This window comes from Planomicrobium sp. MB-3u-38, assembly GCF_002836425.1.
Lineage (GTDB): Bacteria > Bacillota > Bacilli > Bacillales_A > Planococcaceae > Planococcus > Planococcus okeanokoites.
Genome location: NZ_PJBO01000073.1, coordinates 1 through 19,647, shown reverse-complemented (window position 1 = coordinate 19,647; position 19,647 = coordinate 1). Strand labels below are relative to the sequence as shown.

Annotated in this window: 17 protein-coding genes and 1 pseudogene; 3 read left to right on the top strand and 15 right to left on the bottom strand. The window is 41.7% G+C overall.

Going from position 1 to position 19,647, the window contains the following annotated elements; all coding sequences use genetic code 11:
- Positions 1 to 126: 126 nt before the first annotated feature.
- The 9 genes from ccsB to CXF70_RS15380 form a co-directional block, all read right to left on the bottom strand.
- Complete coding sequence (ccsB, locus tag CXF70_RS15420; protein WP_101803394.1) at positions 127 to 1,311, bottom strand: c-type cytochrome biogenesis protein CcsB; 1,185 nt, start codon at positions 1,309 to 1,311, stop codon at positions 127 to 129.
- Positions 1,308 to 2,948, bottom strand: a complete 1,641-nt coding sequence (gene resB / locus CXF70_RS15415; RefSeq protein ID WP_101803393.1) for a cytochrome c biogenesis protein ResB — start codon at positions 2,946 to 2,948, stop codon at positions 1,308 to 1,310. Before resB ends, ccsB begins: the two co-directional genes overlap by 4 nt.
- A 13-nt stretch (positions 2,949 to 2,961) precedes the next feature.
- The gene (resA, locus tag CXF70_RS15410; RefSeq protein WP_101803392.1) at positions 2,962 to 3,498 is read right to left on the bottom strand and encodes a thiol-disulfide oxidoreductase ResA; all 537 of its coding nucleotides are present in this window, start codon (positions 3,496 to 3,498) and stop codon (positions 2,962 to 2,964) included.
- A gap of 42 nt (positions 3,499 to 3,540) precedes the next feature.
- Positions 3,541 to 4,248, bottom strand: coding sequence for a cytochrome c biogenesis CcdA family protein (locus tag CXF70_RS15405; protein ID WP_101803391.1), 708 nt, complete (start codon positions 4,246 to 4,248; stop codon positions 3,541 to 3,543).
- 119 nt (positions 4,249 to 4,367) lie between these two features.
- Positions 4,368 to 5,282 carry a COX15/CtaA family protein gene (locus tag CXF70_RS15400; RefSeq protein ID WP_101803390.1) on the bottom strand — a complete coding sequence of 305 codons (915 nt, stop codon included), beginning with the start codon at positions 5,280 to 5,282 and terminating at the stop codon, positions 4,368 to 4,370.
- A gap of 139 nt (positions 5,283 to 5,421) precedes the next feature.
- A complete protein-coding gene (locus CXF70_RS15395) occupies positions 5,422 to 5,862 on the bottom strand; it encodes a disulfide oxidoreductase (RefSeq protein ID WP_101803389.1) in 441 nt (146 codons plus the stop codon).
- Positions 5,862 to 6,545: a DsbA family protein gene (locus CXF70_RS15390; RefSeq protein ID WP_101803388.1), complete on the bottom strand. Its 684-nt coding sequence runs from the start codon at positions 6,543 to 6,545 to the stop codon at positions 5,862 to 5,864. The genes CXF70_RS15395 and CXF70_RS15390 overlap by 1 nt, the downstream gene beginning before the upstream one ends.
- Before the next feature lie 28 nt (positions 6,546 to 6,573).
- Positions 6,574 to 7,668, bottom strand: coding sequence for a copper resistance D family protein (locus CXF70_RS15385; protein WP_101803387.1), 1,095 nt, complete (start codon positions 7,666 to 7,668; stop codon positions 6,574 to 6,576).
- Entirely contained in the window at positions 7,669 to 8,226 is a 558-nt protein-coding gene (locus CXF70_RS15380; RefSeq protein WP_101803386.1) for a copper resistance CopC family protein, read from the bottom strand.
- 196 nt (positions 8,227 to 8,422) lie between these two features.
- On the opposite strand from CXF70_RS15380, the gene CXF70_RS15375 reads away from it, so the two are divergent.
- The gene (locus CXF70_RS15375) at positions 8,423 to 8,800 is read left to right on the top strand and encodes an ArsR/SmtB family transcription factor (RefSeq protein WP_101803385.1); all 378 of its coding nucleotides are present in this window, start codon (positions 8,423 to 8,425) and stop codon (positions 8,798 to 8,800) included.
- The gene (locus CXF70_RS15370; RefSeq protein ID WP_101803384.1) at positions 8,797 to 10,905 is read left to right on the top strand and encodes a heavy metal translocating P-type ATPase; all 2,109 of its coding nucleotides are present in this window, start codon (positions 8,797 to 8,799) and stop codon (positions 10,903 to 10,905) included. The genes CXF70_RS15375 and CXF70_RS15370 overlap by 4 nt, the downstream gene beginning before the upstream one ends.
- An 88-nt stretch (positions 10,906 to 10,993) precedes the next feature.
- Here CXF70_RS15370 and CXF70_RS15365 read toward each other — a convergent pair whose 3' ends face one another.
- From CXF70_RS15365 to CXF70_RS15340, 5 genes are all read right to left on the bottom strand, one after another.
- Complete coding sequence (locus tag CXF70_RS15365; protein WP_338088708.1) at positions 10,994 to 11,584, bottom strand: SCO family protein; 591 nt, start codon at positions 11,582 to 11,584, stop codon at positions 10,994 to 10,996.
- Between the two features lie 255 nt (positions 11,585 to 11,839).
- Complete coding sequence (locus CXF70_RS15360; protein ID WP_101803382.1) at positions 11,840 to 13,267, bottom strand: murein hydrolase activator EnvC family protein; 1,428 nt, start codon at positions 13,265 to 13,267, stop codon at positions 11,840 to 11,842.
- A 414-nt stretch (positions 13,268 to 13,681) separates the two neighbouring features.
- The gene (locus CXF70_RS15355; protein WP_101803421.1) at positions 13,682 to 15,127 is read right to left on the bottom strand and encodes an alpha-amylase family glycosyl hydrolase; all 1,446 of its coding nucleotides are present in this window, start codon (positions 15,125 to 15,127) and stop codon (positions 13,682 to 13,684) included.
- A gap of 657 nt (positions 15,128 to 15,784) precedes the next feature.
- Positions 15,785 to 16,729, bottom strand: a complete 945-nt coding sequence (locus CXF70_RS15345) for a cation diffusion facilitator family transporter (protein WP_101803380.1) — start codon at positions 16,727 to 16,729, stop codon at positions 15,785 to 15,787.
- Between the two features lie 26 nt (positions 16,730 to 16,755).
- Positions 16,756 to 17,592, bottom strand: coding sequence for a cation diffusion facilitator family transporter (locus tag CXF70_RS15340; protein WP_101803379.1), 837 nt, complete (start codon positions 17,590 to 17,592; stop codon positions 16,756 to 16,758).
- A 396-nt stretch (positions 17,593 to 17,988) separates the two neighbouring features.
- Between CXF70_RS15340 and CXF70_RS15335 the strand changes: the two genes are divergently transcribed.
- Positions 17,989 to 18,408 carry a VanZ family protein gene (locus tag CXF70_RS15335; protein ID WP_101803378.1) on the top strand — a complete coding sequence of 140 codons (420 nt, stop codon included), beginning with the start codon at positions 17,989 to 17,991 and terminating at the stop codon, positions 18,406 to 18,408.
- A 212-nt stretch (positions 18,409 to 18,620) separates the two neighbouring features.
- On the opposite strand, the pseudogene CXF70_RS15330 reads toward CXF70_RS15335, so the two are convergent.
- Positions 18,621 to 19,445 (bottom strand): annotated as a pseudogene (locus CXF70_RS15330) (arsenic resistance protein).
- Positions 19,446 to 19,647 lie beyond the last annotated feature (202 nt).

Below are 19,647 nucleotides of genomic sequence, written 5' to 3'. Positions count from 1 at the left end.
GAGATTTCTGCTGCTTGATCACTTTCCTTTAAGAATTGCTCGTAAACCAATGAAAGCTTCTCGAACCGACCCCAAAGTCGTTCTTAACTCATAAATCACAGCAAAAAGAACTCTTAGGATGCCTTTTTATGCGTAGGAGTGCAATCCAGCAATGATTAAGTTGACAACTATTAAATTGAACATAATAATCGCAAAACCGATTACACCCAACCAGGCTGATTTTTCACCTTGCCATCCTTTCCCGAGACGTAAATGCAGATATGCTGCATAGAATAACCAAGTAACCAACGCCCAGACTTCTTTCGGATCCCACCCCCAGAATCGAGACCAGGTGATTTGGGCCCAAATCATCGCAAAGACCAGCGCCCCTAAAGTAAATATCGGAAAGCCGATAATCACTGCGCGGTAATTAATTTCATCCATCAATTGAATATTAACACTTTTCATTAGTGGTTGAATGAGCTGCACTATTCTCCGGCGGACAATCAATCTAATTAACACATATAAAACAGTTCCAACTAATAAAGACCAAGTGACGGTCGTCAGTTTACTAGCATCTACTAACGGTGGGGTTTCAGCTAGTGGTGTCATGGTGTCTTCTGTCAATGGAACCGATTCATTCATACCAAAAATAGGGGGCATGTTATAAATGATTGTGGCTTCTTGTCCATCTTTGTTGACATATTGAAAGGTGGTTTCATAATTTGTCAGGGTGAAGTAAGAACTTGAAATCACAAATCCAACTACTAGCACTAAAAAATACAGAATCCCTTCCAGCCAAAATCGCTGCTTTGACTTTTTCGACAAATCAACCACTTTAAGCAAGTAAATTAACCCCGCTGCTGCACTCATCGCCAATATCCCTTCCGCAATGACAACCGTGCTGACATGAATCGCCAGCCAGTTTGTTTGAAGCGCGGGAATCAAAGGACTGATCTCATTCGGGAACATGCTTGCATACGCAATAATCAGCAAGGCAACCGGCAATACAACCATTCCTAAAACGGGTGTTTTATAAAGGGAATAAAGAATGATGAATCCTCCTACAAGCGTCATGCCGAACGCTGTCGTAAATTCAAACATATTGCTGAGAGGTGCATGTCCAGACACCACCCAGCGGGTGAAAAAATAACCTAAATGTGCAAGAAAGCCGATCACGGTGATGGTAATCGCTACTTTTCCCCAGCGCTGTTCCGAGTTGAACGACCCTTTTTTATTGCCTTTAACAGCTCCTCCAAATACGAATGTGGCAATCAAATACGCAAAGAAAGCGATATACAGTAAATTCGAACTGATGGCGGTTAATGTCATGATTGCGGTTCACCTTCCTTTTCCGTTTCTTCCTGCTGGTCGGTATAAGCAGGGAGTGATGCATATGCAGAAACTTGATCGAGATCTTTCTTCAAGCCGAACCAGTTTTTGTTAGTATGTCCAGCAAGCAGAATGTCGCCGCTGTCGGTTTGTTGCAACCAGAAACGTCGGTGGTTAAAGTACATCCCCTGTGCTACCCCTATCATAAAAATCAAGCCTCCAAGACCCAGGATTGGGAGAGTGCTGTCTTTACGGACCGTCAATCCTGAAACGTTGCGCATCTCAGCGTTTTGAAAAGTCAATTTATATTGATTGGGTCCGAAAGGCTCGATGGTGTTTTGGATGGTGATGAAACTGGTTTCCCCTTGCGGCGTTGCTGGTGTGGTCATCTTCACAAGAAAACCTGGATTGTCTGGCAGCGGGCTTGCCGTTTGCGGCTCACCGTTTTCAAATCCGGAGAAATTCGGATAATAACCGAGCAGTTTTACTGTCGATCCATTCTTCAATTCGTAGCTTTCATTTGGATCGATCAAATCAATGGTCAACTCACCCAGCGATTCCTCCGTTTCTTGGTCTGTCAGCGCGAACGTCATGGTTTTTAGTTCATTCAGTTTGTAATCCATTTGATATATGGCATAGCCATCAAACTTTAATGGCTGGTTTACACGGATAGGATACTCCTTGACAACTTCCAAGTTATCAGTTTCCCCTGGCAAACTGTTATTCGGCGCTTGATACAGCACGATATCTGTCTGGTAGTTTTTCGCGACCGTTCCCACACGGTCGAGGGCTTCACCGAATCTGGCTTCTTCGCCTTCACCCGTATACGTTTCCAGTGCAAACTTTACATTTTCCAAGCTGTATCCCGGCACTTCGGGAATGGCTCGTGTTTCCCCTTCCCGGATCCATAGTGTTTCATCGACATAAAAACCGGGGATCATCCGCAACATGACGCCGACGAGAAAAATGATCAAACCGATATGATTGACATATGGTCCCCATCTGGAGAAACGCCCTTTTTCTGCTAAAAGCCCGTTTTTATCCGTTCGGACTTTGTACTTCAATTCCTTCAATTTTGCCTCGGTTTTTTGCAGTGTATCGTCAGCTCCAGGCCCCTGCGCATAGACGCGCTGTTTTTCCATAAAGCTGGGATGGCGCAGAACTCGTTGATTTTTCAACGAGTTATAAAGAGGAACAAAACGGTCTAAGCTGGCAATCACCAACGAAATCGCCAACATCCCGACTAATGCGATAAACCAATAGGAACTGTATAAGTCGTGAAAACCGAGAAAATGATAGACGCGGCCAACGCTGCCATAAGTATCGGCATAATATGCTTTGATAGTCGCTTCTGTATTTGCTGGAACAAAAGCTTGTTGCGGGAGGATTGTGCCAAGGGCCGCTGCAACCAGCAGGATAACAATAATACTGACGCCCACTTTCACGCTTGAAAAGAAGTTCCAGATTTTGTCGATGATGGATTTGTTATAGGTTTGTGAACGTCTAGCCGTTCCTTCATAGCGCATATCCACCAATTTGCTGTTTTGTTCTTTATCAGTCAAAGACCGCCCGCACGATTCGCAAAGCTTTGTACCCAGCGGATTTACATGACCACATTGGCACTGCAAGTTTTCCATCCTAAAAATCTCCTTATTCGGGTTTGATTTCTTCCATGTAGCTGACAATATCCTCTTCAGACATCTCCCCGGTAATGATTTTCGTTATCTTCCCTTCGGGATTAACCAGAATCGTAGTAGGAAGAGGGCGAATGTTGTAAGCTTCCATCACGCTTTTATCCTTATCGATGACAATGGGAAACGTCAGATTCCGCTGTTCCGCATATTGCCTTACTTCATAATCCGACTGAGCAATGTTGACGGCCAGTATCTGTACACCTTGATCTTTGTAAACTTGATACTGTCTGTCCATCAGTGGAAACTCTTTCTCACACGGTTTGCACCAAGTCCCCCAAAAGTTCACAAACACCCCTTGGCCTTTATAATCAGACAGCTGATGCCGATCCCCGTTCAAATCAGTCAGTGCAAAATCTGGTGCCTGATCGCCAACTTGCAGCAATTCATTTTTCTCCTTTATCACCCCGTTATAGATGGTAAAAGCAATAGCGCCTACCATGACAAGCAGAATGGCTGTCCTCATGAATAAACGATTCTTCTTTTTTGTAGCCATGTATTCGAAACCTCCTTTTTCTTAATTAATCTTGCTGATTTATTAGAACCCAGTGAATCCACCCGTAAACTGCGATAGGAAATTAATAATTTCAGTCATCATATCAAAGTAGAGTAAAACACCCATTAGAATCATCAGTGCCCCGCCAACTGACATGAAAAGAGCACTTCTTTTCTTTAAGAAGCTCATTTTCTCAATAAATAATGACATCAGGAGAAAAGGGATCGAAAACCCGAGGACATAAAATAGCATGTAGAGAAGTCCCCGGTCCGGATCTGCGACACCTAGCGCAATCACGCCCGCCAGTATGGGACCGGTACACGGCGTCCATCCAGCTGCGAAACCGATGCCGATCAAGACAGAACCCACGTATCCGGATGGCCTTTTCTGAAATTGAAACTTCTTATCCGAAAGCAGAAAATCGAATTTTAAAATCCCGGTTAAGACCAAACCGAAAAACACCATCAAAATGGCGCCAAGCTGTCGTAAAAGGACTTGATATTCCAAGAAAAAGTTTCCAATAAGTGACGTTGACAAGCCCAATGCTAAAAAAATGATGGAAAACCCGAATAAAAATAAAATAGTGTGAATCAAAGCCGTGCTCCTCATCATTCCCTTTCCAGCTTTTAGGTCATTGACTGACACCCCGGTAATATAGGATAGAAAAGCCGGGTACAAGGGAAGGGAACAAGGAGAGATGAACGATAAAAGTCCTGCGCCGAAAGCGAGGAGTAAACTGACTTCTGCCATGCGGACACCTCCAGTGTATTAATTGTGCCTATCGTTCCACATTGAGCTGGATAGGATTGATGACGGTGCCGAAACGTATGCTCTACTGTTACTTGCAAATAAATATGTTAATTGCACTCTTAAATTCCGTCCGCCGCTAACTTAGCTATATAATAGGGACCAAAATAAGATTTTGAAAGTAGATATGCCCCTTGAAACACGGTTACAATGACAATAATCATATGCAAAGAAGAAGTCCATTCTTCAAGTCCTGAGATTTGTGTTAAGTAGCCTGTTACCCCATTTAAAACCAGGAGCACAAAAAATGAAACCGACTCTTTAACAAGTACTCGGCGACGGACGGACCAGAACAGCAAATACGCTGCGCTAATCAGGATGATTGCATTGCTTATTCCATGGACATTGTAAATGAATTGCGAGAGGGAAGCCGAACTTATCAGTAATTCGTTGGCAGCGATGTTGTGCAAAATTTTGCTGGCTCCACTGTGTTTGAAGAAAGCTCCTACAATGATTTCCAGGAAAAACAGACTGAACGCCAAAAACGCCGGTGTAATTAGGATGCGATAGCGGCTGTTTTCTGCTCGGGCTTTTTCATCTGAGCGGATGCGCGTACGCTGTAACGCTGTTGTTAAAAAAACAGTGCTCATTAACAGAAACAGACTGATGGTCACGTCTATTGTGGTAAAACCGGGTGGCGTTCCCCACACTACATTCAGCGCGCCAACCAGTGACTGGACTAGCAGTAGGATCATTGTGAGTAGCGCCCATACTTTAACTGAAGATTCTTTTGGGTGTCTTCTTTTCCATGCAACTATAAAATTAAGCAGGATTACGAAACCCAATAAGCTGGTAAATACGCGATGGGAATATTCAATCAGTACTTTATATTGGGTAAAATCGGGAATAATTTTTCCGTTGCATATCGGCCAGTCTGTTCCACATGCATCACCAGCATTTGTTGCCACAACTAAATTCCCTAAAATTAGGGCGAATACGGTCATGTAAGCCGTATATAAAGCAAAACGGTGTCTCATATCTCTCCTCCAAGCAGTAAATTGTACTTTTCCTGCCTCCTTCCATATTAACCCTAGGATATTTTTTTATAAGTTTGGCTAATCGTCCCTTGTTCACCAACACAGTTAAACGAAACAATGATTTAAAGCAATTGAAAAATCAAGCATCTGTTTTTTTAAGCGCCAGTATCAGCATAGCAATCGTGATTAATACAAACGCAATCAGAGCCAAAAATGGAATAGTAATGAAACCCATCCAGTTGATATATTCGGAACTGCACGGAACGCCATTAACACAAGGTTTGATCCCTCCAAATCCAGGGACCTTTTGTTCCAAATAATGCAGGACAGAGATACTTCCCCCTAAAAGAGACAAAGGCAAAACATATCGCGGCACTTGCAAATCGTTTTTAAATGTGGCGATACCTAGAATTAAAACTAATGGATACATGGAAATCCGTTGATACCAACAAAGTTCACAAGGGATAAAGCCCTCGATTTCACTGAAATACAGACTGCCAAGCATGGCAATCAGTGAGACAAACCATGCCCCGTAAAGCAACAGACTACTTATTCGAGATTCCGTCTGTGTTTCTTCCATTATTCTTCACCCGCCAATTCCTGCTCAATTAAGGCTTTTATGGCGTCGTAGTCGAACGGATCTTCGAGTTGTTGACCATTGATCACAATGGTGGGGGTTTGAGTAACTCCAGCTTCCTCCACTAACGCTTCATCCGCTTCAAGTTCTTCTTGCTGCGCAACTTGTTTCATGTCTTCTTGCAGCTGTGTTTGATCAATGGCAGGAAATGCAGATGCCACTTCCAACACTTTTTCTGGCGTGATCCAAGCGGCGTCATGGTCCACGACCGGTTGTGCTTCGTATAATGCTTTATGGAACTCCCAATATGCTTCCGGACTATGCTCGAAAACAGATTCCGCAGCCAAAGAACCTAAAATTGATTCATTTCCGTGGAAGAAGACGTTGATATAAGCAAATTTCACTTCTCCTGTATTGACATAGTCCTCTACTAGTTGGGGATAAACTGTTTCTCCCCAAGCTTTGCAGGATGGACATTTAAAGTCGCCAAATTCAACAACAGTCACAGGTGCATCACTTTCACCAAGAGTTGGCTGGCTGCTTATATCAATCTGCGCTGTTTCCAAAGCTGGTGTTTCTTGCTGATTCATTACAACTACGATTACAGCAATAATTCCTAAAACTAAAACGGTCGCCAGAACCGCCAATTTCATCCCTGATGTCTTGTTATTATTTTTCTTTTCCATTTTCATCCTCTTTTCTGTAGTTGGTTACTTATTGAATGCTCGTCATTAAACCTACATGGAACGCTAAAACACAGAATAACCCCATCAACACCGAAAGATAGGCAGGCGCTTTTTGCTTAAAACAATAAATGACAAGCGCACCGAAAGCAAACCCCAGCATCAAAAAAAACAGTCCCAGCAAATTGAAATCGAATTGCAGGTGCATGGCAGGATCAATTGGACCTCCATGTAAATATTCAAAAAGCTTAGATGCCCCGTTCCCTTTCAAATATGCTTCGATAGAGTGAGGAGGCTCTTGTTGGCCCAATACTCCTGTTGCTGCAAAGATAAAGAGAAGGGTCAGGCTTTCCGCTTTTGCCCATGGTATTGGATTTATTTCGTCACCACGCTGCAACTTCCGTCTGATTAGGATACCGTTTATAAAAGCAAACAGCAAAAGTGGGATGACCAACAAATGTTTAATCAAAATTGCTTGACCATAAGGCATCATCCAAGCATCCTGGTACTCCACTACCTCAACGGCCAATGTCATAATGAAAATTCCGCTTGCGCCGATGACCGTCAGGCAAATAAGAGCGACTGGTGTAAACCACTTAAGAAACGGCAGCCAGTTCTGGGACGAAATTGAAAACCAACTCACTGTAAGCAGAATTCCCATCCACACAGTCACGGCTGTAAAATGCAATGTATGAAAAACAAACCCACTCCAGTCTGTTAAGGAAGCGGCATGGCTTCCCCATCCCAAAGCCATAAGAAGTCCTAAAGTGAAAAGAAGAGAGATTCCGATGAAACCTTTCTTTTCAAATACAGGAGTAACAGATATAAAAAGATAGAAGAAGATTGAAAGAATCAACGTGATCGACCAGGCTTGTCCTACCTCGAACTCCCCGATGACATTTTGAATGGTCAGCATTAATCCTATATCTTCATATAAAAATAAAATCAGTCGGATGACAGGCGCCACTGACAAGAAAACGATTCCCAAAATGGAAATCTGCAGAACACGTTTGCTGATTTTCAGTTCCGGTTTCTGGTGGTCAGGAACCAGGTGAATCAGCAAAGAACCCATTAAAATCGAAAAACAAAGGTAGAGAAGCATTTCGGTTGTATAAATCCAAATCATTTAATTCCCTCTTCTCTTCGCTGCCCACATCAATGTCCCCCCGGCAATCACCGCCAATACCATTAGCACAATCACCATCACATACGGCGCTTCAGAGGACTCTTCTTGATCAATTGACTGTTCCTCAAACAGAGACGTAGTTTCTTTCACCGGATCTTCAGAGCCAGACTCTACTGTCTCCTCATTCTCTTCCGCAGGAAACGTTTCTTCCGCCGTCTTCACCGTAAAAGCATATGCCCCTTCAATCGGATGTCCGTCAGCTCCAATGATTTTCCAGTTAACGGTATACTCACCATCTGCCATGGCAGCCCCTAGTGTTCCGATCATTTTTTGTTCCTCAAGCGTAATGCCAAAAGGAATTTCCTCTCCTTCAGCATTTTCTACTGTAAAAGAGCTCGCTTCCTCCAGAGGGGTGTTGAATTCCAGTATAATTTCTCGCGGTTCCTCAGTCATTACCTCTCCGTCAGCGGGTGAACTCGCTTCCAATGCTGTGTGGGCGGAAACGACAGCAGACGATAGCAATAAAACAAATAGCGTTAACAATAGGATTTTCTTCATTTTCGTACTCCCTTCTCTAATGATTACGCACCAGACTATAACGTCATTCAATGTTCACAGTAATTTCTTTGCCTCATTCATTTTAACAAGTATCGATTAACATTAAAACAATGCTTTGAATATTAGAATTGACAAAGCAATGAATTTTTCCTACACTGAATATAATCAAATGACCATTTGAATGAGGTGGATACTAATGAATGAAATTGAAATTAATAAGTCTCCAGAAACTTGCCAAACCTTTTGTTATGACGAAGAAGTAATTGAAAGAGTTCAGCCTAAACTTGTCGGTATTCGAGGGGCAGAACTAATTTTCAAGGCCCTTTCCGATGCAACACGTTTAAAAATCGCTTACGCGCTAACACTGGAACCGGAACTATGTGTGTGCGATGTAGCAAATATTTTGGGAACGACCACCGCTACTGCTTCTCATCATCTTCGCTACTTGCGGAATATGGGGTTGGCGGACTATGAGAAGAGAGGCAAGCTGGTTTTCTATTCGCTTACCGACGAACACGTACATCAATTAGTCCGAATTGCATTTGAACACGCTGAGGAGGATCGGTACAAATGAGCGAAAATCAAAATGTTTATCAACTGCAAAACCTGTCCTGTACAAACTGTGCCGCTAAATTCGAAAAAAACATCCGTGAAATTCCGACAGTCGAAGATGTAAAACTGAACTTTGGTGCTTCAAAAATCACAGTTGCCGGTGAAGCTTCAATCGAACAATTGGAACGAGCAGGATCTTTCGACGGCATTCGGGTGTATCCCGAAAAACAACGAATTATCGAAAAAAAAGACCCTTTTTGGAAAAAGAGAGAAAATCAAACAACATTCGTTTCGCTTCTTTTTCTCATATTCGGATATATTTCTTCCGTTCAAGTTGGTGAAGAGCATGCAATGACCATCGGACTTTTCGCTTTGGCGATTCTAATTGGAGGCTTCAGCCTTTTTAAAGAAGGGTTCAAAAATCTGGCAACACTCCAATTCGACATGACCACGTTGATGACTATCGCCGTGATCGGGGCAGCCGCAATTGGCGAATGGGGCGAAGGTGCAGTCGTCGTCTTCCTGTTTGCAATCAGCGAAGCATTGGAAACATATTCGATGGACAAAGCGCGAAACTCCATCCGGTCTCTCATGGATATTGCACCGAATACCGCCATCATTAAGCGCGGGGCACAAGAATTGGAAGTTGATGTGGACGATATTCAAATCGGCGACATTATGGTCATCAAACCCGGCCAGAAACTGGCGATGGATGGAGAAGTGGCCAAAGGCGCTTCCTCGATCAATCAAGCAGCCATCACCGGGGAGTCCGTTCCTGTCCATAAAGCAATCGGCGATGAAGTGTTTGCCGGCACGCTCAATGAAGAAGGCGCATTGGAAGTACGGGTAACGAAAAAATCTGAAGATACTACTATCGCCAAGATTATTCATTTAGTGGAGGAAGCACAGGCAGAACGTGCACCTTCCCAACAATTCGTGGATAAATTCGCAAAATATTATACACCTGCTATATTAGTAATTTCGATGTTGGTTGCCGTGCTCCCTCCTCTTCTTTTTGGCGGTGAATGGAGTGAATGGATTTACCGTGGTCTTGCGGTGTTGGTAGTAGGCTGCCCTTGTGCTCTCGTCATTTCGACGCCTGTAGCGATTGTAACAGCGATCGGAAATGCTGCAAGAAATGGTGTTTTGATCAAAGGCGGCATTCATTTGGAAGAAACCGGCCGTTTAAATGTCATTGCTTTTGATAAAACCGGGACACTTACACAAGGAACACCTGAAGTCACTGACATCATCTCCTTGTCGGATATGAGTGTTGATGAAGTTTTGGAAACCGCAGCATCTATCGAAAAATTGTCTCAGCACCCCTTAGCTTCTGCTATCTTGCGCAAAGCAGAAAAATCCAATATCAATTTAACCGAAGTGGAGAATTTCCAATCGATTACCGGAAAAGGTGCAAAAGCAGAGATTCATAATCAAACTTACTATATCGGCAGTCCGAATCTTTTTACAGAAACCTTGAAGATGTCCAGTGACATTCAAAAAGAAGTGGAAGCTCTTCAGGCTGTCGGCAAAACAGTTATGCTGTTGGGATCAAGAGATGAAGTTAAGGGCTATATTGCAGTAGCAGACCAAATCAGGTCAAGCAGTTCCACAATCATTCAAAAACTTTACGATTTGGGTATTCAAAAGACAGTCATGTTGACAGGCGACAATCAACTTGCTGCAAACGCCATCGGAAAACAGCTCAATTTAACAGATGTCAAATCAGATTTGATGCCGGAAGATAAATTGGCAACCATCAAATCACTCCGTGAGCAGTTCGGCAAAGTCGCGATGGTCGGTGATGGAGTGAATGACGCCCCTGCATTAGCTAGTTCTACGGTAGGCATTGCCATGGGAGGCGCCGGCACGGATACAGCACTCGAAACCGCTGATATTGCCCTTATGGCAGATGACTTGAATAAACTGCCTTACACCATCGGCCTCAGCAGAAAAACATTGAAAATTATTTATCAGAACGTTGCCTTTGCATTAGGGTTAAAAGTACTGGCATTATTGTTAATCATTCCAGGCTGGCTGACACTTTGGATGGCCATCTTTGCGGACATGGGAGCTACGTTAATCGTCGTGCTCAATTCCCTTCGCCTGATGAAAAGCAGATATTAACCTAAGCCGAGTGAAATTTTTTTGAAGTTCACAATAACATGAATGAAAAGCCGCCGATTCGCGTATCACTGAATCGGCGGCTTTTATATTACTCATCAATCAAATTTTCAAGGTCTTTACGTATCTCTTCCACCGGTACATCTTTAAAACCGTCGTAATTGTTTGTTACTTTTCCTTCCCGGTCAATCAAATAAAAAGACGTTCCATGGATAACTTGGTTGCTGTTAGGATCCTTTTTGACAAATGACTCGAAATTTTCACTGGCAAATTCCGTTATTTGTTCCGGTGTATACCCCGTCAGCATGTGCCATTTCGATTCATCCGGAACCGAGAATTGTGTCAAATATTCCTTCAGTTTTTCGGGCGTGTCTACGGTAGGATCTACGCTGAAGGCGACAATTTTGTAATCTTCAATACCACTAGCCTTCAATTCTTCTTGGATCTCGGTCATATTGAACATCATCGGCGGGCAAACCGTCTCACAACTAGTGAAAGCGAACGTGGCAATCCAAGGCGTTCCTTTTAACTTTTCCATAGATATCGTTTCATTTCGATGATCGGTATATGAAAAATCCTTAACCCCAGAGCTGCCGCACGCAGAGAGAATCAATATTGCACTCAATCCTATTACTGCCAGAAAAAAAAACCTCAACTCAGTTCCCCCATTCGTCTGTCTCACTTCATCTTATGGAAAAGACCATTTCATTACAACAGATGCAAAGGTGATATTGTTACAAATACTTGAAGATTATATATCTTTAAGCGAGTGAACTTTATAGATATAGCCACTGCATTTATACTCGTCCAATACGCAGAGAAGAGAGTAATTGTACAATCGGAAATTCAGCTTCCCGGATAACTTAAATACCTTTACTTTTCAATCAGTTAATCAAAATAAAAGCCGGCACCTCGAAGGTTGCCGACTTTTTATAAATTATCCACCGATGTAATTAAAAGGGTTTACAGCATTTGAACGTGCGCCGTTCCACGATCCAATGTGGATTTCGAAATGAAGATGCGGACCTGTAGATCGCCCTGTGTTTCCGGATGCCGCAATTTTTTGTCCTTGAGAAACGGATTGTCCCTGAGAAACACTGATGGAGTTCAAGTGAGCATAAACAGTTGTAAACGTTTGGCCATTGATCGAATGGGTCAGCATGACGACATTCCCGTATGTTCCCATTGGTCCTGCATACGATACGTAACCTGAAGCAGATGCTGAGACTTGTGTTCCAGTTGGAACCGCCGCATCTATACCTTTATGGCTCTCTAGACCAGCTCCAATATTCCGTCCGCCAAAACTGGACGTCAGGCGACCAGTTAAAGGTGCAATGAACCCAGAATTACTTGCCGGTGCCGTATAAGAAGCTACAGCAGAGCTCGTTGATTTTTGTGGAGCTGCTTTTTGAGCAGTTGATTTCTGGCTTTCAGATTTCTCACTAGCTATTTTTTCTTGAGCTGCTTTTTCTTGAGCCGCTTTTTCTTGAGCTGCTTTTTGTGCAGCTGCCGCTCTTTCTGCCGCTGCTGCCCTTTCTGCTGCTAACTTGCGTTGTCGCTCTTCTTCAGCTTTCCTGGCTAATTCAGCGAGACGCGCTTGCTCTTTGCCAATTTCTTTTTCCAATTCTGCACTGATATCTACAGTTTCGGCCTGTTCACTTTCCAGACTTGTTTTTTCTTTAGCCAAACGGGTTTGTTCAGCTTCTAACTCTTTTTGCAGACCCGCCTGCTCTTTCTTCTGGCCATTAAGAGATTCTTTTAATGTCACAAGTTCTGACCGGCGTTTTTCCTGCTCAGCAAGCTTGGTTTCCACTTCTGCCTTTTGATCCGACAGCAACTGCTTGTCATCTGCTTGTTCTTGCATGATTTCCCGGTCTGCTTCAATTAAGGTGTTAACCGCTGAAAAGCGATCGATAAAATCAATAAAACTGTTTGCGCCCAGTAAAACGTCTATATAGTCAACGGATCCGCCGCTCAACTGAATGGCACGGGCACGCTCCTGCAGCAACTCTGTCCGCTCAGCAATTTTGCGTTCCAGTTCCCCAATTGAACCTTTCAATTCCTCAATTTCCACTTTCGTTTGATCAATTTCAAGTTGGACACCATTAACTTTGCCTTCTGTTTCTTGTATTTTAGTACTTAACTCTGTAATTTTAGCCATAATTTTTTCTAAATCAGACTGATTTATGCTGATTTCATTCGATTTTTCCTGAATTCCGGAATTCAATTCGTTTTGTCTTTGTTCAATTTCCTGTTTCTTTTGTTCAAGTTCAGTCAGTTTATCCGCGTTGGCTGCCGGCACTAAAATCGACAAAGCCAAGACTGACGATAAACCCGTCATTATTATTTTTGATTTCAAGTTCATATTCCCCTCTCAGTTTTCATCTCTATCTCTCTATTCAAACTTCTCTATTTGTATACTCTAGAATAACAATATTCCGCACTAAGGTTCGCTTAATTTGATAGTTTCGTTAAAATTCAACTATTGTATTGTAACACTTGAAACGCTGTGCTCTATTACAATAACTTTACAATTTGACTTTGATATTGAAATTATTTTGGATATAATATCCATTTACTTGCGAATGCAGTTCTCTTCCTCCTAATTCTCAAGTTTCGTCTATTAGCCAGACATCACATTCCCCAAAATAAAAGCCCGAATATGCAGATGCATATCCAGGCTATGTTCTCCAGAAATGTTGAAGGGGGGACAATCCAATTGTTGACCATTGTAGTTTTGGCGATTAACAATTTTGTAGCAGTAAGTCTTATCACTACTTCAAAGTTTCTTCTTCTCCGTCATCGATCTTTTCTTGCCTTTCCGCCATGCGAACCACAAGAAAACCATAAACGTGATATACAAAACGACTAATGCAGCCATGTAAGCTTTGTTCAAACCTCTTTGTTCAATAATAGTGAACGCTTCGCCGACTTCTCTATCCAATGTAATTTGGTATTTGCCCTCATCATTTTCGCGGATAATGTCATTTTCAAATAACCCGCGCATCTCCTTTCCTGTACCAATTACATCGGCTGGTAAAGAGAAATTTTTTGTGGAAGAAGAATTATTGATCGCAATTATCCACGTGTCCTTTTCATCGGAACGCTTATAGACGAGCCAGCCTTCCTCATCATACAATATCTCCATTTCACCTGTGCGGAGCGCTTCCGATTCGTTTCGAAGAGAGGTTAAATTGGTAATATGATCAATTAATTCTTCCCCCACACCCATATCCAGAATTGGGTGGGAATCTGGGGCCGCAGCTCCATTCACCGCAATTTCGGAACCGTATTGAATAACGGGGGTACCCGGCATCGTCAATAATTGAAACATCAGTAAATTCCATCTTGTTGGGGGGAACCCTCTTTCCTCAATTACATCAGATGTAAAACGAGAACTTAACAGGGAATCCACTTGAGTCAGATTGCCCTTCGCCTCCGCCCAATAGTCGGAAGGAACGCTTGAATCGGGATCAAAATTTTTATAGCTGTTCCGGAGTGCTTCTTCAATCCCCGGCAGTACAACTGCATCCAATCCCGAAACAGAATCCATTGCACCGTCACTCAATATGTACATACTACGAATATCTTTCATGCTTTTTGAAAAGCGATCGATAAAAGAGGGATCTAATTCATCAGTGGTTTGCAACCGAATTCCATCCACCTCAAATTCAGTGACAAACGAGCTGAAACGTTCGATCAACTTATTTTGCACTGCTGGAATGCTGGTATCCAGCGAAACCGTTCCATCTTCATTTTCAGTGAACCATCCAGGATTACTTGCCCGCCATACATGATTGTTGCTGATTCTCTGAGTGGGAATGTCGACAATAATTTTCATCTCCAGCTCATGTGCTTTTGCAATTACTTCCTGCCATTCTTCCTCTGTTCCAAAACTTGGTTCAAGCTCCTCGTAGTCCAACACTTCTTTCCCGTCATAAGTCGCACTGGAAAAGATAGGTCCTACGGAGAGTGCTGTAAAACCCATGTCTTTTAGATACTGCATTTCACTGCTGAGACCTGCGAAGTCCCCACCATTAAATGCAGTGGAATCCACAGAATTCACCTTACTATCATTTTGGATTACTTTATTAAAATAGCGGTCTACCAGCAGATCATATATTATTTCGTCTTGTAAAGATTGTTTTTCTGCAGCCATGCTGGGGGTAATCAAACTAATGGATAATAATCCAGTTAACACAGCTGAAATCAATTTCCGTTTCACTTCGGCTTCCTCCTTCAGAATGCCGAATTCCATTCCTGCATTCGATTCAGTTTATCAGAATCATTGCTTTACTTCTATGTGATTCCGCATCAATTCAGGAATCTGTCGTAAATTTTCAACGATATTGTGAATGCTGAACAATAAAACCTCCTGATTTAATAAAGACAAGCTCTTACAAAAATTAACTTTTTCTTTCTTTAAAAAGACATAAAAATTGGTTGATTTTCAATTTCTGTAGATTAAAGTTAAGAAGTATGCAGAAAGAAAGTATCCATGGAACTGCAGGCAGCTGTTTATTACAGCTGCAATACTTGGTGCAAAATTAAATACATATCAATCACTTAATTTGAAAGGAGAACCACATGAATCAAAAAAAGAAAATACTGAGGGATAACTCTTTTACTTATGGATTCCTTTTTTATAGTGTGGCGTTGCTCGCTTGGTTTATATACGATTTCTTCGTTAATGACATAATCGGTTTGCAACTGCCGATTCTGTTCATAGGCTTTGCAATTTTTTTATGGTCAAAGTTTTTCTATCTGCAAAAAAGCACAAAAGAATCTTCATGATTTTGTCAATCAATAAATGGACAAAATGAAACGAGGGACGGATTTTTTCCGTTCCTCGTTTTTGCCACAAAAAATAAGTTATTTTTAGTTAATGATGATTGTGTTTCATAGCCTCAGAATCCATCTCATTTTGACATAATTGCGATTCTGGATGCAGATGATCCGGGGTTTCAAGTTGAACAGTGACATGCCCGATTTTGTGGGCTCCCACTGTTTTTTCAATTTCTTTCAAAATGTGCTGACTTTCTGTAAACGAGATTCCTTCTTCAATGACTGCGTGGGCCGATAATGCATTTTTCCCACTGGTAATACTCCAAATATGCAAATCGTGAATATTTTTTACGCCTGGTATTGCTTCGATAGCTGCTGTTACTTCATCCATGCTTACATTTTTAGGTGTACCTTCCATTAAGACATGGAGGGCCTCTTTTGTAACCCGCCATCCACTGATTAAAACCAGTATTGCTACAACTACACTCGCTAATGGATCGGCCCATGCCCAGCCAAAGAACATAATAAGGAGCGCGGCTGTGACGGCGCCGACAGATCCAAGTAAATCGCTCATGACATGAAGGAACGCAGCCCGAAGGTTTAAATTCTCTTTGGTATCGCCACCCCGCATCAGGATCCACGCAACCAAAATGTTCACCAGTAACCCGATAACCGCAATAATTAACATGCCCGTTGTCGCAACTTCTGGCGGATCGGAAAACCGGTGATAAGCCTCATAAAAAATATAAAGGGACACCAATACAAGTGTGACACCATTAAAGACAGCAGCCAGTATTTCAAATCGCTTGTACCCATAGGTTTTGAATTGATCCGCTGCTTTTTCGCCGATTGTAAAGGCCAGTAAACCAATTCCCAATGAAATGGAATCACTTAACATATGCCCTGCATCAGCGATTAATGCCAGACTGTTTGTCAAAAAACCACCTATCGCTTCCACAAACATATAACTGGTAATAATCACAAATGCGATTAACAATGTCTTCTTATTACTGCCGTGAGAATGGTTGTGTTCGCTCCCCACATGACATCCCTCCTTCGCTGTACTCATTATTCCACTTCGATGGTAGAATGTTTAATTTTCAGACCGGATGTGGCCTCTCTCACTTTCTCTTTGATGGTATTTGTCTCACCAAGACTTTTTGCTTCGACAGAAAGATGCAAGTTTAATGCATTTTCTTCACCATCGATTGACCAGATATTCAACTGCCGGACCGACTGTACACCTGAAATCCCCTCAATCTTCGATTGGACTTCCTTAATGTCTACTCCTTCCGGAACGCCTTCTAATAGTATCTTCATCGTTTTGATAAGATTCCGGATTACATTGAACAGGATAAATAATGCAATTGCAAGGGAAAGAATGGGATCCAGGATATGAATATCCTTAAAAAGCAATACGATGCCGACAATCAGTACAGCGGCCCAGCCTAGTACATCTTCAAGCATATGCCATGAAAGGACTCCTTCATTCACCGATTTGCCCTTGTGCAGTTTAAAAGCCGCATAGCCATTTATTATAACTCCAGCAAGTGCAAACCAAATCATCCCTTGTGCATTCGAATGTTCAGGGTTAAACAATAATGGAATCGCCTGAGTGAAGATATAGACGGAACCAGCTATCAATACTGCAGCATTCAATAAGGCCCCCAAGAGTGAAAACCGCTGATAACCAAAGGAAAATTTTTTGTCCTGATCTTTGTTGGAAATCTTTTGAAGAAACCACGAAGCTCCCAAAGCAATCGCATCTCCCAAGTCATGAACAGCATCAGACATAATTGCCACACTGTTGATTAAAAATCCCCCAATAAATTCTCCGATTGAAAACAGCAGGTTGATTACAAATGCCAGTTTAATATTTTTTGAAGAATGATCGACTTTCCCCATAAGCTCTCCCCTTCCTTTGTTGGATCTCCATGTCGCTAATTTAGTACTCTATTCCCTGTCTACAGATGAGATACACGTCTGTCGCTCTATTTGACGTTTCTTTCTGCAAAAACATTTCTTTATTTCTTAAAGAACCTTTTAAGCTAAGCTGCCTATTGCTACTATAAAGATACATAATAAATAGAGTTGGCACACACCCTAATAAAGTACGGAAAGCAGAAATTTTGAATAGCAACTGGATTGAAATTATTTACAAAATGGACAAAAAATCATCATCAGCAAAAGATTATAGTAAAGAACCATTAGCAGCAGCCTGCATAACTAAAAGGGCAGCACTTGTTTGTTCTGTAGTTAACAGATTTATACAAGAGCATCTAGGGAAGAAAGGAGTATAAAATGCATTTTAAAATTTTTTTAGTCATCTTTTGGGCAGCAGGAATTTTGGTGGTGATGACTACCAGTAATGCAGAAGCTTTTCTATATAATCAGATTCTGCATTATGAACTGGACCTCTCTCCGAATTTTATTGATTTATTTCGATTAAATGATGTAGCACTTACTGACAATTTTTATCTCATACAGAAATTAGGGCATCTTTTGTCGTTCGGAATTCTGTACATGCTCCTCTATAACTGGCTCCATACACATAGCAAAGCCTTATGGTATTGTATAGCCTTTGCAATCTCATCAGAGATCATTCAGTTATTTTTTGAAAGGAACGGCCGTATTTTTGACATGGGAGTAGACTTTATAGGCATTCTCTTAGCTTATATAATCACCGTCATAGTTACCGCACGTAAAACAAAAGTACAATGAAACTATGCGAAATAACTATTTAATTGTTGCTCTTTGAACATTTTGTGAAAGAGAAAAGGTTGGCTAAATCGAGCTAGAGATCCGTTTTTTGACTGTTTAATCTTTCTGGGTTATTAGACAGTTGGGGATCCAAATCAATCTGGAAAAATTTTTTGAAACCAGCTAAGTCTTTGATCAAGGTCTATTGATAAAATGTATATTAGAAAACTTGCTTAATTTTCATCTTTTCTAAACATAAGCAATAATTGCGATACAATTTCAAGTAAAGGCAATTCAATCAATGGGCCAATAACCAGAGCTAAGGCAGTCAGCGGTTGATCTGGAAAAGCGATGATCGCAATTGCTAAAGAAACGAGCGAATTCCGGGCAATAATGGTCAAACTCAAGCTTACTTTGCCCCATAAGGAAATTTCAAGGCTTTTTCTATAGTGTGAGCCACCACAAAGTTAACGATGAAGAAAAGCCCACTTGGCAGGATCAATACCGCAATAACGATTAGGTTGTTTAGTAGGTATTTCCCTTGTGAAGCAAACATCGCCAAAATGGCCAGAGATAAAAAGAGGGTTTGCATCATCTCGAAAAAAGGGACAACTTTCTCATTCAGCAGGGTTCTGTTTTTTTATATCACACCGTGTCACATGTGGCAGGACGAACGGAATCACTAACGCCAATAAAATATTTTCTCCAACGACCGATAGTGGCACAGGTTCAATGGTTCCTGCGAAAATGAACAGATAAACGGTCAGAAGCAGGACCTGCAGAAGTACATTAACGGGCAAGACGGAGGTGGATAAAAGAAGATTTCCCTTAGCTAAAGAAGAAAACATTAAATACCAGTCCGTACAAGTAGGAACCATTAACATGAGGAACCCAATCCATAACGCCGGATAATCGGTTAAAAAGACAGCACCCAGCAGCCAAGCGAAAAGAGGTGTTCAGGTAAAATTGATTAAGACATTAGTAGTTAAAAACGTTCGATTGTTAAAGGCACCTTTTAAATCCATCAATGGAATTGATAGAAATAATCCGTACAGCATAAGCAATAAAAATGGAATGATGAAAAATTCACCATAGCGTTCAAAAAAGGAAATTTGACCGAATACAAACCCCACCCCTACTGCTGCTAAAATGATTATTGTTTGAACCTTTCAACTCTGCTCATTAAAAAACTCCTTGTTTAATAACAATAAAATTTAAAACTTACTCACCGGTTAGCAAGAGATTTTCAAAATTTCTCTA

Bases quoted from the DNA above. Each gene is read 5' to 3' on its own strand.
- ccsB (WP_101803394.1), bottom strand. From the start codon at position 1,311: ATGACATTAACCGCCATCAGTTCGAATTTACTGTATATCGCTTTCTTT.
- resB (WP_101803393.1), bottom strand. From the start codon at position 2,948: ATGGAAAACTTGCAGTGCCAATGTGGTCATGTAAATCCGCTGGGTACA.
- resA (WP_101803392.1), bottom strand. From the start codon at position 3,498: ATGGCTACAAAAAAGAAGAATCGTTTATTCATGAGGACAGCCATTCTG.
- CXF70_RS15405 (WP_101803391.1), bottom strand. From the start codon at position 4,248: ATGGCAGAAGTCAGTTTACTCCTCGCTTTCGGCGCAGGACTTTTATCG.
- CXF70_RS15400 (WP_101803390.1), bottom strand. From the start codon at position 5,282: ATGAGACACCGTTTTGCTTTATATACGGCTTACATGACCGTATTCGCC.
- CXF70_RS15395 (WP_101803389.1), bottom strand. From the start codon at position 5,862: ATGGAAGAAACACAGACGGAATCTCGAATAAGTAGTCTGTTGCTTTAC.
- CXF70_RS15390 (WP_101803388.1), bottom strand. From the start codon at position 6,545: ATGGAAAAGAAAAATAATAACAAGACATCAGGGATGAAATTGGCGGTT.
- CXF70_RS15385 (WP_101803387.1), bottom strand. From the start codon at position 7,668: ATGATTTGGATTTATACAACCGAAATGCTTCTCTACCTTTGTTTTTCG.
- CXF70_RS15380 (WP_101803386.1), bottom strand. From the start codon at position 8,226: ATGAAGAAAATCCTATTGTTAACGCTATTTGTTTTATTGCTATCGTCT.
- CXF70_RS15375 (WP_101803385.1), top strand. From the start codon at position 8,423: ATGAATGAAATTGAAATTAATAAGTCTCCAGAAACTTGCCAAACCTTT.
- CXF70_RS15370 (WP_101803384.1), top strand. From the start codon at position 8,797: ATGAGCGAAAATCAAAATGTTTATCAACTGCAAAACCTGTCCTGTACA.
- CXF70_RS15360 (WP_101803382.1), bottom strand. From the start codon at position 13,267: ATGAACTTGAAATCAAAAATAATAATGACGGGTTTATCGTCAGTCTTG.
- CXF70_RS15340 (WP_101803379.1), bottom strand. From the start codon at position 17,592: ATGGGGAAAGTCGATCATTCTTCAAAAAATATTAAACTGGCATTTGTA.
- CXF70_RS15335 (WP_101803378.1), top strand. From the start codon at position 17,989: ATGCATTTTAAAATTTTTTTAGTCATCTTTTGGGCAGCAGGAATTTTG.